This window comes from Streptomyces marincola (assembly GCF_020410765.1).
In the GTDB taxonomy this organism is placed as follows: domain Bacteria; phylum Actinomycetota; class Actinomycetes; order Streptomycetales; family Streptomycetaceae; genus Streptomyces; species Streptomyces marincola.
The window spans coordinates 1,196,722-1,211,232 of sequence record NZ_CP084541.1 but is presented as its reverse complement, the minus strand read 5'-3'; the positions used below and the strand labels follow the sequence as shown (position 1 = coordinate 1,211,232).

The 14,511-nt window shown below is 72.9% G+C and carries 13 protein-coding genes; all 13 read left to right on the top strand.

Annotated elements, in window-relative coordinates; genetic code table 11:
* Window positions 1-83 precede the first annotated feature (83 nt).
* A complete protein-coding gene (locus LC193_RS05140; RefSeq protein WP_404819352.1) occupies window positions 84-1,796 on the top strand; it encodes a UDP-N-acetylmuramoyl-L-alanyl-D-glutamate--2,6-diaminopimelate ligase in 1,713 nt (570 codons plus the stop codon).
* On the top strand, window positions 1,793-3,229 hold the full coding sequence (locus LC193_RS05135) for a UDP-N-acetylmuramoyl-tripeptide--D-alanyl-D-alanine ligase (protein ID WP_226071971.1): 1,437 nt from the start codon (window positions 1,793-1,795) through the stop codon (window positions 3,227-3,229). The genes LC193_RS05140 and LC193_RS05135 overlap by 4 nt, the downstream gene beginning before the upstream one ends.
* On the top strand, window positions 3,226-4,290 hold the full coding sequence (gene mraY, locus LC193_RS05130) for a phospho-N-acetylmuramoyl-pentapeptide-transferase (RefSeq protein WP_226071969.1): 1,065 nt from the start codon (window positions 3,226-3,228) through the stop codon (window positions 4,288-4,290). The genes LC193_RS05135 and mraY overlap by 4 nt, the downstream gene beginning before the upstream one ends.
* A complete protein-coding gene (murD, locus tag LC193_RS05125) occupies window positions 4,287-5,714 on the top strand; it encodes a UDP-N-acetylmuramoyl-L-alanine--D-glutamate ligase (protein WP_226071968.1) in 1,428 nt (475 codons plus the stop codon). Before mraY ends, murD begins: the two co-directional genes overlap by 4 nt.
* Window positions 5,715-5,752: 38 nt before the next feature.
* Window positions 5,753-7,159 carry a putative lipid II flippase FtsW gene (ftsW, locus tag LC193_RS05120; RefSeq protein ID WP_226071967.1) on the top strand — a complete coding sequence of 469 codons (1,407 nt, stop codon included), beginning with the start codon at window positions 5,753-5,755 and terminating at the stop codon, window positions 7,157-7,159.
* A gap of 6 nt (window positions 7,160-7,165) precedes the next feature.
* Complete coding sequence (gene murG / locus LC193_RS05115) at window positions 7,166-8,257, top strand: undecaprenyldiphospho-muramoylpentapeptide beta-N-acetylglucosaminyltransferase (protein ID WP_086161099.1); 1,092 nt, start codon at window positions 7,166-7,168, stop codon at window positions 8,255-8,257.
* Window positions 8,258-8,287: 30 nt separating this feature from the next.
* A complete protein-coding gene (locus LC193_RS05110) occupies window positions 8,288-9,106 on the top strand; it encodes a cell division protein FtsQ/DivIB (protein ID WP_226071966.1) in 819 nt (272 codons plus the stop codon).
* A 280-nt stretch (window positions 9,107-9,386) separates the two neighbouring features.
* Window positions 9,387-10,634 (top strand): cell division protein FtsZ, encoded by a 1,248-nt coding sequence (ftsZ, locus tag LC193_RS05105; protein ID WP_226071965.1) that lies wholly within the window; start codon window positions 9,387-9,389, stop codon window positions 10,632-10,634.
* Window positions 10,631-11,365: a peptidoglycan editing factor PgeF gene (gene pgeF / locus LC193_RS05100; RefSeq protein WP_226071963.1), complete on the top strand. Its 735-nt coding sequence runs from the start codon at window positions 10,631-10,633 to the stop codon at window positions 11,363-11,365. Before ftsZ ends, pgeF begins: the two co-directional genes overlap by 4 nt.
* Before the next feature lie 14 nt (window positions 11,366-11,379).
* Window positions 11,380-12,105 (top strand): YggS family pyridoxal phosphate-dependent enzyme, encoded by a 726-nt coding sequence (locus tag LC193_RS05095; protein ID WP_226071962.1) that lies wholly within the window; start codon window positions 11,380-11,382, stop codon window positions 12,103-12,105.
* A 124-nt stretch (window positions 12,106-12,229) separates the two neighbouring features.
* On the top strand, window positions 12,230-12,853 hold the full coding sequence (locus LC193_RS05090) for a cell division protein SepF (protein ID WP_086161104.1): 624 nt from the start codon (window positions 12,230-12,232) through the stop codon (window positions 12,851-12,853).
* A 74-nt stretch (window positions 12,854-12,927) separates the two neighbouring features.
* Entirely contained in the window at window positions 12,928-13,212 is a 285-nt protein-coding gene (locus LC193_RS05085) for a YggT family protein (RefSeq protein ID WP_086161105.1), read from the top strand.
* A gap of 49 nt (window positions 13,213-13,261) precedes the next feature.
* Complete coding sequence (locus LC193_RS05080) at window positions 13,262-14,485, top strand: DivIVA domain-containing protein (protein WP_226071961.1); 1,224 nt, start codon at window positions 13,262-13,264, stop codon at window positions 14,483-14,485.
* Window positions 14,486-14,511: the final 26 nt, after the last annotated feature.

Genomic DNA, 14,511 nt, shown 5'->3' with positions numbered 1-14,511 from the left:
GCGCGCCCGGCGGGACATCGCCCGCCGGGGCACGCACAATCGGCACGACCGGAACAGCACCACCGAAACCGGAGCAGCAGCACGTGAGAACCACCACTGACGAGTCGGCCTCGTTTCGCTCCACCCCCGCCGCGCCCGGTACGCTCACCGCCGTGCCACACGCTGATCAGTCCCGCCCGGCGCCCCGCCCGCGGCACGTGGACCCCGTGCCGCTCACGAAGCTGGCCGCGTTGCTCGGAGTGCCGGCCCCCGCCGGCGAGCACGAGGTCACCGGCATCACCCACGACTCGCGCGCCGTGCGGCCAGGAGACGTCTACGCGGCCCTGCCGGGGGCGCGCTTCCACGGCGCCGACTTCGCGGTCCAGGCCGCACGCCTCGGCGCCGTGGCCGCCCTCACCGACCCGGCGGGCGCGGAACGCGCCGCCGCCGCCGGGCTCGCCGTGCTGACCGTGCCCGACCCGCGCACCCGGATGGGGGAAGCGGCCGTCGCCATCTACGGCGACCCGGGGCGCGAGCTGCTCCAGATCGGCGTCACCGGCACCTCGGGCAAGACCACCACCGCCTACCTGATCGAGGGCGGTCTTCGCCGCGCGGCGGGGGACGACGCCGCGCGGACCGGCCTGATCGGCACGGTCGAGACCCGCATCGCGGGGGAGCGCATCAAATCGGAGCGCACCACCCCGGAGGCGACGGAGCTCCAGGCCCTGTTCGGGGTCATGCGCGAACGCGGCGTGCGGTCCGTCGCGATGGAGGTGTCCAGCCACGCGCTGGCCCTCGGCCGCGTGGACGGCTGCGTGTTCGACGTCGCGGTGTTCACCAACCTCAGCCCGGAACACCTCGACTTCCACCCGGACATGGAGGACTACTTCCGGACGAAGGCGCAGCTGTTCACCCCGGCGCGCGCCGCGTCGGGCGTGGTCAACATCGACGACGAGTACGGCAGGCGGCTGGCCGCGGAGGCAGGCGTCCCCGTCACCACCTACTCGGCCGAGGGGCACCCGGACGCCGACTGGCGGGCCGCGGACGTCGAAGTCGGGCCGCTCGGCTCCACGTTCACCGTCCTGGGCCCCGGCGGGGTCTCGGTGCGCGCCGCGGCCCCGCTGCCCGGGCCGTTCAACGTCGCCAACGCGCTGGCCGCCATCACCGCGCTCGCCGTCGCGGGCATCGACCCGCACACGGCCGCGGACGGCGTGGCCGCCGTGCCCGGCGTGCCCGGCCGCCTCGAACGCGTCGACGCCGGCCAGTCCTACCTCGCCGTGGTCGACTACGCGCACAAGCCGGACGCCGTCGAGTCGGTGCTCTACGCGCTCCGCAAGGTCACCCGCGGCCGTGTGCACGCCGTGCTCGGCTGCGGCGGCGACCGCGACCCGCACAAGCGCCCCCGCATGGGCGCCGCGCTGGCCCGGCTCGCCGACACCGCCGTCCTCACCTCGGACAACCCGCGTTCCGAGGACCCGCTGGCCATCCTGGCCGCCATGCTGGCCGGCGCCGCCGAGGTGCCGGCGCACGAACGCGGCACCGTGCTCGTCGAGGAGGACAGGGCCGCCGCCATCGCCGCGGCCGTGGCCAGGGCGGAACCCGGCGACACCGTGCTCGTGGCGGGCAAGGGCCACGAGCAGGGTCAGGACATCGCCGGCGTCATCCGGCCCTTCGACGACCGGGACGAGCTGCGCGCCGCGATCGGGCGCTGCCCGTTCTCCCCCACGACGGCGCGATCCGACACCACCTGCGCCCCCTCTTCCCCCACTGCCCCACCCGATCAAGACCCCGATGCCAGGCGAGGCCCGTTGCAGTGATCCCCCTATCCGTTGCTGAGCTCATCACGGTCGTGCGGGGAGAACCGCACGACATACCGGAGTCGCCACCCCGCATCACCGGGCCCGTGGTCATCGACTCCAGGCTGGCAGAGCCCGGCTCCCTCTTCGCCGCGCTGCCGGGCGAACGCGTCGACGGGCACGAGTTCGCCGCCGGCGCCGTCGCGGCCGGCGCGGCCGTCGTGCTGGCCACGCGCCCGGTCGGCGTGCCCGCGGTCGTCGTCGACGACGTGACGGCCGCGCTCGGCGCGCTGGCTCGCCACGTCGTCGGCCGCCTCGGCGCCACCGTCGTGGCCCTCACCGGCTCGGCCGGGAAGACCAGCACGAAAGACCTCATCGCGCAGCTGCTTGAGCGCGCCGCGCCGACCATCTGGCCCGCCGGCTCGTTCAACAACGAGATCGGGCTGCCGCTGACCGCGCTGCGTGCCGCGGAGGACACCCGCTACCTGGTCCTCGAAATGGGCGCCCGCGGCATCGGCCACATCCGCTACCTGGCCTCGCTGACGCCGCCGCGCATCGGCGCCGTGCTGAACGTGGGCACCGCGCACATCGGCGAGTTCGGAGACAAGGACGCCATCGCCACCGCCAAGGGCGAGCTGGTCGAGGAGCTGCCGCCGGCCGACGAGGGCGGCGTCGCGGTGCTGAACGCCGACGACCCGCTGGTGCGCGCCATGGCCGCCCGCACGCGCGCCCGCGTCGTCCTCTTCGGCGAGGCCGAGGAGGCGGACGTGCGCGCGCTCGACGTGCGGCTGACACCGGACGGCAGGCCGGCGTTCCGGCTGAGCACCCCCACCGGGTGCGCCGACGTCACCCTGCGGCTGTACGGTGAGCACCATGTGTCGAACGCGCTTGCCGCGGCGGCTGTTGCGCATGAGGTAGGCATGTCCGCTCACGACATCGCCGAAACACTGGCAGCCGCGCGACCGCTCTCGAAGTGGCGGATGGAGGTCACCGAGCGGGCGGACGGCGTGACCATCGTCAACGACGCCTACAACGCCAACCCCGACTCCATGAAGGCCGCCCTGCGGGCCCTGGTCGCCATGGGCGAGGCCGGCAGGGCCAAGGGGGGCCGCACGTGGGCCGTGCTCGGCCGGATGGCCGAGCTGGGTGACGAGGCGTTCGCCGAGCACGACGCCGTCGGGCGGCTCGCCGTCCGGCTCAACGTCAGCAGGCTCGTGTCCGTCGGCGGCCAGGAGGCCGCCTGGCTCGACATGGGCGCCAAGAACGAGGGTTCGTGGGGTGAGGAGTCGGTGCACGTGTCCGACGCTCAAGCAGCGGTGCGGCTGCTGCGTGATGAGCTGCGGCCGGGAGACGTCGTGCTGGTGAAGGCGTCCAGGTCGGTCGGCCTGGAGGACATCGCCCTCCAGCTCGCGGGCGACGCCGACGGCGTCGATGGCGAGGTCGCCGCCCGATGAGGCAGATCCTGTTCTCCGGCGTGATCGGGCTGTTCCTGACCCTGGTCGGCACGCCGCTGCTGATCAAGCTGCTGGCCCGCAAGGGCTACGGCCAGTACATCCGCGACGACGGTCCGCGCGACCACGCGAGCAAGCGCGGCACGCCCACCATGGGCGGCATCGCGTTCATCCTGGCCACCCTGATCGCCTACGCGGTCACCAAGGTCGTCACGAGCTCCCAGCCGACCATCTCGGGCCTGCTCGTGCTGTTCCTCATGGCCGGCATGGGCCTGGTCGGGTTCCTCGACGACTACATCAAGATCGTCCGGCGGCGCAGCCTCGGCCTGCGCGCGGGCGCCAAGATGCTCGGCCAGTTCATCGTCGGCGTCACCTTCGCGATCCTGTCGCTGAACTTCGCCGACGCCCGCGGGCTCACCCCGGCCTCCACGCACCTGTCGTTCACCCAGGACTTCGGCTGGTCCATCGGGCCCGTGCTGTTCGTGCTGTGGGCGCTGTTCATGATCCTGGCCATGTCCAACGGCGTGAACCTCACCGACGGCCTCGACGGCCTGGCCACCGGTGCCTCCGTCATGGTCTTCGGCGCCTACGTCTTCATCGGCGTCTGGCAGTACGGGCAGACCTGCGCGGACGCCGCGACGGCGGGTGCCTCGTGCTACGAAGTGCGAGATCCCCTCGACACGGCGGTCGTGGCCGCCGCGCTGATGGGGGCGCTGTTCGGATTCCTGTGGTGGAACACCTCGCCCGCCAAGATCTTCATGGGCGACACCGGCTCGCTCGCCCTGGGCGGCGCGCTGGCCGCCCTGGCCATCGTGTCCCGCACGCAGCTGCTGATGGCGGTGCTCGGCGGCCTCTTCGTCCTCATCACCATGTCGGTGGTCATCCAGGTCGGCTCCTTCCGGCTGACCGGCAGGCGCGTGTTCAAAATGGCACCGCTCCAGCACCACTTCGAGCTCAAGGGCTGGAGCGAGGTCCTCGTGGTGGTCCGCTTCTGGATCATCCAGGGAATGTGTGTGATCGTCGGCATCGGCATCTTCTACGGAACCTGGGTGGCGGACTGGTGAGCACCTTCGCGGGCCGGCGGATCACCGTCGCGGGTCTGGGCGTCAGCGGCGTCAGCGCCGCCCGCGCCCTGGCCCGGCTCGGCGCCCACGTCACGGTCGTCGACGGCGGCGACGGGGAGCGGCAGCGCACCCTCGCGGCCGGACTCGCGGGGGAGGGCGTGGCCGCCGTGCTCGGCGACGGCCGCACCCTGCCGGCCCGCACCGAACTCGTCGTCACCTCGCCCGGCTGGCGCCCGGACAGCCCGCTGTTCGCCGCCGCCGGGGCGGCGGGCGTCGAGGTCATCGGCGACGTCGAGCTCGCCTGGCGGCTGCGCGGCGCGGGCGGCCCGCCCTGGCTGGCCGTCACCGGCACCAACGGCAAGACCACCACCGTGCGCATGCTCGCCGCCATCCTGACGGCGGCGGGCCTGCGCACCGCGGCGGTCGGCAACATCGGCACCCCGCTGGTCGACGTCGTGCTCGACGAACGGCCGTACGACGTGCTCGCCGTCGAGCTGTCCAGCTACCAGCTGCACTGGGCCCCCTCGCTGCGGGCGCACTCGGCGGCCGTGCTCAACCTCGCGCCCGACCACCTCGACTGGCACGGCTCGATGGAGTCCTACGCGGCCGACAAGGGCCGGATCTACGAGGGCAACCGGGTCGCCTGCGTCTACAACGCGGCCGACCCGGCGACCGAGACGCTGGTCCGCGAGGCCGACGTGACCGAGGGCTGCCGCGCCGTCGGCTTCACCCTGGGCCCCCCGGCGCTCTCGCAGCTCGGGGTCGTCGACGGCGTGCTGGTGGACCGGGCCTTCGTCCCCGACCGCCGCACCCACGCCCAGGAGCTGGCGGAGATCGGCGACATCGACCCGCCCGCGCCGCACAACGTGGCCAACGCCCTGGCCGCCGCGGCCCTGGCCCGCGCCTACGGCGTGCCGCCCGCGGCCGTCAGGGACGGGCTGCGGGCCTTCCGCCCCGACGCGCACCGCATCCAGCATGTCGCGGACGTGGCGGGCGTGGCGTTCGTCGACGACTCCAAGGCGACCAACACGCACGCGGCCGAGGCGTCCCTCGCGGCCTACCCCTCGGTGGTGTGGATCGCCGGCGGACTCGCGAAGGGCGCGACGTTCGACGACCTGGTCCGCCGGGCCGCGCCGCGCCTGCGCGGGGCGGTGCTCATCGGCGCGGACCGCGCGCTCGTGGCCGAGGCACTGGCGCGACACGCCCCCGATGTGCCCGTGGTCGCCCTCGACCGGACGGACACTGGGGCGATGGCGGCGGCCGTCGCCGAGGCGGCCGGGCTGGCCCGTGCGGGGGACACCGTCCTGATGGCGCCCGCGTGCGCGTCGATGGATATGTTCACCAACTACAACGAGCGCGGTGACGCCTTCGCCGCCGCCGTCCGTGAGCTGGCCGGCCACGGCCGGGCAGAGAACGAGCAGTAGCCCGCGGACCGCAGGCGCGGGACGAAGGAGGGGCCACGATGAGGGCTGACCACCGCGTGCCGCAGAAGTCGTCCCCGGCGGGCCGGGCGCGCGGTCCCGCGCGGGCCAGGCCCGCGCGCCCCCGCGGCGGCGACGGGCGCTCCGCACCGCGCCAGGCGGCGCGGCCGGCGAGCCGCCCGCGCACGCAGCGCTCCCCGCGCCGGCTGTTCCCGCTGCGCCCGCCGCGGGCCGTCACGCGGCTGCGCCGGGCCTGGGACCGGCCGCTGACGGCCTACTACATCGTCATGGGCACCGGGATGCTGATCACGCTCCTCGGCCTCGTGATGGTCTTCTCCGCCTCCCAGATCCAGGCGCTGCGCTACGACCTGCCGGCCACGTTCTACTTCAGGAAGCAACTGCTCGCCGCCGTGCTCGGCACGCTGCTGCTGCTGGTGGCCACCCGCGTGTCGGTCCGGCTGCTGCGCGCGCTCACCTACCCGTTCCTGGTCTGCACCACGGTGCTGCTCGTGCTGGTCCAGGTGCCCGGCATCGGGGTCGAGGTCAACGGCAGCACCAACTGGATCGCGATCGGCGGATCGTTCCAGCTCCAGCCGAGCGAGATCGCGAAGCTCGCGCTCGTGCTGTGGGGCGCCGACCTGCTCGCGCGCAAGGGCGACAAGCACCTGCTCACCCAGTGGCGGCACCTGATGGTCCCTCTGGTGCCCGGCGCCCTGCTGGTGTGCGGCCTGGTGATGGTCGGCGGGGACATGGGCACCGTGATGATCATGGTGGGCATCCTGTTCGCGCTGCTGTGGCTGGTCGGCGCGCCCACCCGGCTGTTCGGCGGCGTGCTGGCGGCGGTCGCCGTGCTCGGGGTCCTGTTCATCACGACCAGCCCGCACCGCATGGACCGGCTGGCCTGCCTGGGCGCCGCGGAGCCCGGCGAGAACGACCGCTGCTGGCAGGCGGTGCACGGCATCTACGCCCTGGCGTCGGGCGGGTGGTTCGGCTCAGGACTCGGGGCCAGTGTGGAGAAATGGGGCGAACTCCCCGAGCCGCACACCGACTTCATCTTCGCCATCACGGGGGAGGAACTGGGGCTCGCGGGGACGCTGTCGGTCCTCGCCCTGTTCGCGGCTCTAGGCTATGCGGGTATCCGCGTGGCCGGACGCACGGAGGACCCCTTCGTGAGGTATGCCGCGGGAGGGGTGACGGCCTGGCTGATGGTCCAGACCGTGATCAACGTCGGCGCGGTCCTGGGCCTGCTGCCCATCGCCGGCGTGCCCCTGCCGCTGTTCTCCTACGGGGGTTCGGCGCTGTTGCCCACCATGTTCGCCGTCGGTCTGCTGATCGCCTTCGCGCGCAGCGACCCGGCGGCCAGGGCGGCCCTGGCCATGCGGGGTTCTGGGCCCAAGTGGAAGACGATGGGACGGCGCGGCAAGGCGGCGTCGTCCGGAGAGCGGTGAAATTCGGTGCATGTTGTCCTCGCCGGCGGGGGGACCGCCGGCCACATCGAGCCCGCGCTCGCCCTCGCGGACGCGCTGCGCAGGCAGGACCCGACCGTGGGCGTCACCGCCCTCGGCACGGAACGTGGCCTGGAGACCCGCCTGGTGCCCGAGCGCGGCTACGAGCTCGGTCTCATCCCCGCGGTGCCGCTGCCGCGCAAGCCGACGCCCGAGCTGATCACGGTGCCCGGCCGGCTGCGCGGCACGGTCAAGGCGGCCGAGGAGATCCTGGAGCGGACGAAGGCCGACTGCGTGGTCGGCTTCGGCGGATACGTGGCCCTGCCCGGCTACCTGGCCGCCAAGCGGCAGCGGGTGCCGATCGTGGTGCACGAGGCCAACGCCCGTCCCGGGCTCGCCAATCGCATCGGCGCCCGCTACACGCGCTTCGTGGCCGTCTCGACGCCGGACAGCAAGCTGCGCCACGCCAGGTATCTCGGTATTCCGCTGCGGCGCTCGATCGCGACCCTGGACCGGGCCGCGCGGCGCCAGGAGGCGCGCGCCTTCTTCGGCCTCGACGCCAACCTGCCGACCCTGCTGGTCTCCGGCGGCTCGCAGGGCGCGAGGCGGCTGAACGAGGTGGTCGCCGCCGCCGTTCCCCAGCTCCAGCGCTCCGGGGTGCAGGTGCTGCACGCGGTCGGACCGAAGAACGAATTGCCGCAGCCGGACACGATGCCCGGAATGCCGCCGTATGTCCCGCTATCGTATGTGGACCGCATGGACCTCGCGTACGCGGCGGCCGACATGATGCTCTGCCGCGCGGGCGCGATGACCGTCGCGGAACTGTCCGCCGTCGGCCTGCCCGCCGCCTACGTCCCCCTGCCCATCGGCAACGGCGAACAGCGGTTGAACGCGCAGCCGGTGGTCAACGCCGGTGGCGGACTGCTGGTCGACGACGCGGAGCTGACGCCCGAGTGGGTCGGGGCCACCGTGCTGCCGGTGCTGACCGATCCGGGCAGGCTGCTGGCGATGTCCCGCGCCGCCGCCGAGTTCGGCCGCAGGGACGCCGACGACCTGCTCGTCGGCCTGGTGCACGAGGCGATCGCCGCGCGCAGGGCGTAGCGCGGCGCGGACCGGGGAGTTGACGAGGACGTGGCCGGAGCGACGACCGCAGAGCGCGGCAGGAAGCGCCGCCAGCAGGACGCCGGCCCGCGGCCACCCGCGGGGCGCTCGCCGCTCGGCCGCCTCCGGCCGGGCCGCCCCCGGCCGCTGACGGTGGCCCTGCTCGTGCTGGCCGCCCTGCTCTGCGGCTTCGGCCTGTGGGTGCTGTACGGCTCGGACTGGCTGCGGATCGAGCGCGTCACCGTGCACAGGTCCGGCGGCCCCCAGCGGCTGACGGAGGAGCAGATCCTGCGGGCCGCGCAGGTGCCGGACGGTGCCCCCATGGCGTCGCTCGACAAGGGGGCCGTGCGGGACCGCGCGCTGGAGCGGCTGCCGCGCCTGGCGGCGGTCGAGGTGGTCAGGGGCTGGCCGCACGGCGTCACCCTGAAGGTGACGGAGCGCACGGCCGAGGTCCTGATGCCCGCCGACGGCGAGGGATACACGGAGGTCGACGCGGACGGCGTCGCGTTCGGCACGGTGCCCGAGGCGGCCGAGGGAGTTCCGCTGCTTGAGCTGGAACTGGAGGAGAACGCGAGCCTGCGCCACTTCGGCGAGGACCGCGTGCTGCGCGAGGCGGTGTCCGTGGCCGACGCGCTGCCGGCCGAACTGCGGGAGCGCACGCGGGTCATTCGCGTCACTTCCTACGACTCCATCACGCTGGAGCTCGCGGACGACCGCGTCGTGCGGTGGGGGAGTGCCGAGCGGTCCGAGGGGAAGGCGGAGGCCCTGGCCGCGGTGATGAACGCGTCCCCCGACGCACGGTACTTCGATGTCAGCGCGCCCAGCGCACCAGCGGCGTCCGGGGGTTGACGGGTGGAAACGCGACACCCCCCGCGGCCCCCAGGTTGACGGGGACCGAGCGCGATCACATAGGGTGAAAAGAAAAACAGGAGGTTCGGCGTGTTCGTTGAACGCGTACCACTTGTCGACTTAGTGTCCGTTCCGAGGAATCCAAGGAACGGCACGCACAGGTAACCCTAAACTTGGACGTTAGGGTTCGGGGTGGCTTATCCAACCCCATCGGCATCAGTCGGCGCACTGCGGCTCACGCGGAGCGGCGACACGTAAATCGAGGCGAGAGGCCTTCGACGTGGCAGCACCGCAGAACTACCTCGCAGTCATCAAGGTCGTCGGTATCGGCGGCGGTGGCGTCAACGCCATCAACCGGATGATCGAGGTCGGTCTCAAGGGCGTCGAGTTCATCGCGATCAACACCGATGCTCAGGCGCTGCTGATGAGCGACGCCGACGTCAAGCTGGACGTCGGCCGGGAGCTCACCCGAGGGCTGGGCGCGGGTGCCAACCCCGATGTCGGGCGCAAGGCTGCCGAGGACCACAGGGAGGAGATCGAGGAGGTCCTCAAGGGGGCCGACATGGTCTTCGTCACCGCGGGCGAGGGCGGCGGCACCGGCACCGGTGGCGCTCCGGTCGTGGCGAACATCGCGCGCTCCCTCGGCGCACTGACCATCGGCGTGGTCACCCGCCCGTTCACCTTCGAGGGGCGCCGCCGGGCGAACCAGGCGGAGGACGGCATCGCGCAACTGCGCGACGAGGTCGACACCCTCATCGTCATCCCGAACGACCGGCTGCTGTCCATCTCGGACCGCCAGGTGAGCGTTCTCGACGCCTTCAAGTCCGCGGACCAGGTGCTGCTGTCCGGTGTCCAGGGCATCACCGACCTCATCACCACCCCCGGCCTGATCAACCTCGACTTCGCCGACGTCAAGTCCGTGATGTCGGAGGCCGGCTCGGCCCTCATGGGCATCGGGTCCGCGCGCGGGGACGACCGCGCCGTCGCCGCCGCCGAGATGGCGATCTCCTCCCCGCTGCTCGAAGCCTCCATCGACGGTGCCAGGGGCGTCCTGCTCTCCATCTCCGGCGGCTCCGACCTCGGCCTCTTCGAGATCAACGAGGCCGCGCAGCTCGTGAGCGAGGCGGCGCACCCGGAGGCCAACATCATCTTCGGCGCCGTCATCGACGACGCGCTGGGGGACGAGGTGCGCGTCACCGTCATCGCCGCCGGCTTCGACGGCGGGCAGCCGCCGTCCCGCAGCAGGGACAAGGCGCTCGGCGGCTACGGAGCCAAGGAGGAGCCGACGCCGCTCGGCCAGGAGCGCTCCGTTCCCGAACCCGAGCCGGAGCGACCGGCGTTCGGCGGCCTCGGCGCCCTGCCGCCCCGCGACACCGGCGGCCTTCCTGAGCGGGAGAGCGCGCCGCCCGTGCCCGAGCCGAGTGCAGACCAGCGCGAGCCGGTCAAGGGCACCCCGCAGGTGCCTTCCGCCCGGCCGTACGACGGGGGCCAGGTCGAGGAGCTCGACGTCCCCGACTTCTTGAAGTGATAGCGCGGCAGAGCACGGACGACGGCGCCCGTTTCGCCTTCACCGACCGGTGGGGCGGAGCGAGCGCCGTTCCGTACGCGTCCCTCAATCTCGGCGGAGCGGTCGGGGACGACCCGGGCACCGTCCGGCGCAACCGGCGGGTGGCGGCCGAGGCCCTGGGGCTCGACCCGGCGCATGTGCGCTGGATGCACCAGGTGCACGGCGGCGACGTGGCCGTGGCCGGGGAGCCGTGGCCGGGCGGCGAGCCGCCTGCGGCGGACGGGATGGTGACGGCGCGGCGCGGCCTCGCGCTCGCGGTGCTCACCGCGGACTGCGTCCCCGTGCTGCTCGCCGACCCCGTGGCCGGGGTCGTCGGCGCGGCGCACGCGGGACGTCCCGGCCTGCTGGCCGGTGTCGTTCCCGCGACCGTCGAGGCGATGCGCTCCCTGGGCGCGGAACCGGCCCGTATCATCGCCCGCACCGGCCCCTCGGTGTGCGGTCACTGCTACGAAGTCCCCGAGGACATGCGGCGGGACGCGGAACGCGCGGTGCCGGGCAGCGCGGCCACCACCCGGTGGGGGACACCCGCCGTCGACATCCCGGGGGGAGTGGGACGGCAATTGCGCGCCTCGGGCGTGCGCGACATCGTCCTCTCGCCGGTGTGCACCCTCGAATCCGACGACCACTTCTCCTACCGCAGGGACAGGACCACGGGCCGGCAGGCCGGCTATGTATGGGTGGCGGAACAGTGAGCGCGGGAAGCGGAGTGCCCGGTGCGCGCGAGGCCGAACTCGCGGCGAACCTCGCCCGGGTGGAGGAGCGCGTGACCCGCGCATGTGACGCGGCGGGGCGCGCGCGGGCGGACGTGACCCTGATCGTCGTCACCAAGACCTACCCGGCCGAGGACGTGCGGCGGCTGGCGGCGCTCGGGGTTCGGCACGTCGCCGAGAACCGCGACCAGGAGGCCGCGGCCAAGGCGGCGGCCTGCGCGGATCTTCCGCTCAACTGGCACTTCGTCGGCCAGTTGCAGACGAACAAGGCGCGTTCCGTCACGTCGTACGCGCGGTGTGTGCATTCCGTGGACCGGGTGCGGCTGGTGGACGCGCTGTCGTCGGCCGTCGTGAACGCCGGCCGGCCGCCCCTCGACTGCCTGGTGCAGGTCGCACTCGAAAAGAAGCCGGGGGACTCCGGTGGCCGCGGTGGCGTCGCGCCCGAGGGGGTCGAGGAGTTGGTGGCGGCCCTGGCCGGGGCGCCGGGGCTGCGCGCGGCCGGTCTCATGACCGTCGCTCCGCTCTCCGGGAGGTACGCGGGCGAGCCCGCGGCGGCGTTCGAGCGGCTGCGGGAAATGTCAAGGGACCTGCGCGCGCGGCATCCGGCTGCGAACATGGTCTCGGCAGGCATGAGCGGCGACTTGGAGCAGGCGATCGCGGCGGGAGCGACACACGTACGCGTCGGGAGCGCGGTGCTCGGAGTCCGCCCCACCCTCGGGTAACGTCGCCAAACGAGGGGCCACAGCCGAAAATATGGTCTATCCCGATTCACTCGGGGGCAGGTTACGTGGATGCGCGGTCCGGGCAGATCGGAGCCGATCCACCACAGAGCGGAGGACGCAGTCGATGGCTGGCGCGATGCGCAAGATGGCGGTCTACCTCGGCCTCGTGGAGGACGACGGGTACGACCGCCCGGGGTACGGCCCCGACGACGAATTCGAGCCGGAGCCCGAGCCGGAGCGCGCGCGGCGCCAGCCGGCGCATGAGCCGCCGCCGCGCGAGCGGGCCGAGGAGCCCGTGCGCGTCGTGCCCCCGCCGGCCCAGCGGGAGCCGGAGCCGACGCCGGCCCCGTTGCTGACCGAAAGCAGACGGTCCGGGAGGATCGCTCCCGTGTCTTCCATCACACCCGAACGACAGAACGCGGAGAAGAGCGCACCGGTGATCATGCCCAAGGTCGTGTCAGAGCGGGAGCCGTACCGGATCACCACGCTCCACCCCCGGACGTACAACGAGGCCCGTACCATCGGGGAACACTTCCGCGAGGGCACCCCGGTGATCATGAATCTGACGGAGATGGATGACACGGACGCAAAGCGACTTGTCGACTTTGCCGCTGGTCTGGTCTTCGGTCTCCATGGCAGCATCGAGCGCGTGACACAGAAGGTGTTCCTGCTGTCGCCTGCTAACGTCGATGTAACGGCGGAGGACAAGGCCCGGATCGCCGAGGGCGGGTTCTTCAACCAGAGCTGACGGCAGGACACGGAAGGTCACGCCCCCGGCCGAGCGGTCGGGGCACTGAGACAAGGGGAGAGGGACAGGCAGGAATGGGCATCGTTCAACAGGTGATCCTGATTGCCTTGTACTGTCTGCTCGGCTTGCTGCTCTTCCGACTGGTGATGGACTACGTGTTCATGTTCGCCCGCTCCTGGAGCCCCGGCAAGGCGATGGTCGTTGCCCTGGAGGCCACCTACACAGTCACTGATCCGCCACTGAAGACGCTGCGGAAGGTGATCCCACCGCTGCGCTTCGGGGGTGTGGCGCTTGATCTGTCCTTCTTCGTACTGATGATCATCGTCTACATCCTGATCAACGTCGTGGCCAGGCTGTGAACGAGTACGGTCTTGCCGATATGCCGACGAATTACGTTGAGGTGAAGAGATGCCGTTGACCCCCGAGGACGTGCGGAACAAGCAGTTCACCACCGTCCGTCTCCGAGAAGGCTATGACGAGGACGAGGTCGACGCCTTCCTCGACGAGGTCGAGGCAGAGCTGACCCGGCTGCTGAGGGAGAACGAGGACCTGCGCGCGAAGCTGGCCGCGGCCACCCGCGCCGCCGCGCAGAACCAGCAGAACATGCGCAAGCCCGAGCCGCAGGACCGGCCGGGCGGTCCCATGTCGGCCATATCGGGTCCGGGCCCCCAGCAGCAGCATCCGCAGCACCAGCAGCAGATGGGCGGCCCCCCGCAACTCCCCGCCGGACCCGGCGGTCCCGGTGGCCCGGGCGGCCCGCAGGGCCACCCCGGCGGCCACGGCCCGATGGGCCACGGCGGTCCGATGGGCGGCCCCGGTGGCCCGGGCGGCCCGGGCGGCCCGCAGGGCCACCCCGGCGCCCCGGTGCCGATGGGCGGTCACGGTACCCACGGCGGCCAGGGACTCGGCGGTCCTGGGCTCGGTGGTCCCGGACTCGGCGGCCCCGGCCCGCAGCACCAGCAGCCGGCCGGCGGCAACGAGAGCGCGGCCCGTGTCCTCTCGCTCGCCCAGCAGACCGCGGACCAGGCGATCGCGGAAGCCCGTTCCGAGGCGAACAAGATCGTCGGTGAGGCCCGCAGCCGCGCCGAGGGCCTGGAGCGCGACGCCCGCGCCAAGGCCGACGCGCTGGAGCGGGACGCGCAGGAGAAGCACCGGGTCGCGATGGGCTCCCTGGAGTCCGCCCGCGCCACGCTCGAACGCAAGGTCGAGGACCTGCGCGGCTTCGAGCGGGAGTACCGCACCCGGCTGAAGTCGTACCTGGAGAGCCAGCTGCGCCAGCTGGAGAGCCAGTCCGACGACTCGCTCGCACCGCCGCGTTCGCCCGCGGCTGCCTCCCTGCCGCCGTCGCCCGCCCCCTCGCTGGCCTCCGCGGGTGCCCCGGCGGGCCCCGGCGGCGGTATGGGCGGCCACCAGTCGCTCGGCGGCGGTCCGCAGATGGGCGGCGGTGGCGGCGGCCACAGCTCGCACGGCGGCCCGGGCGGCCCCGGCGGTGCCCCCTCCTACGGCGGGCAGCAGCAGATGTCGCCGGCCATGACCCAGCCGATGGCGCCGGTCAGGCCGCAGAGCCCGCAGCCGATGCAGCAGGCGCCGTCCCCGATGCGGGGCTTCCTCATCGACGAGGACGACAACTGAGCCACCACGGCGTCGGCTGACGCCGG

Bases quoted from the DNA above. Each gene is read 5' to 3' on its own strand.
- mraY (WP_226071969.1), top strand. From the start codon at position 3,226: ATGAGGCAGATCCTGTTCTCCGGCGTGATCGGGCTGTTCCTGACCCTG.
- ftsW (WP_226071967.1), top strand. From the start codon at position 5,753: ATGAGGGCTGACCACCGCGTGCCGCAGAAGTCGTCCCCGGCGGGCCGG.
- LC193_RS05090 (WP_086161104.1), top strand. From the start codon at position 12,230: ATGGCTGGCGCGATGCGCAAGATGGCGGTCTACCTCGGCCTCGTGGAG.
- LC193_RS05085 (WP_086161105.1), top strand. From the start codon at position 12,928: ATGGGCATCGTTCAACAGGTGATCCTGATTGCCTTGTACTGTCTGCTC.
- LC193_RS05080 (WP_226071961.1), top strand. From the start codon at position 13,262: ATGCCGTTGACCCCCGAGGACGTGCGGAACAAGCAGTTCACCACCGTC.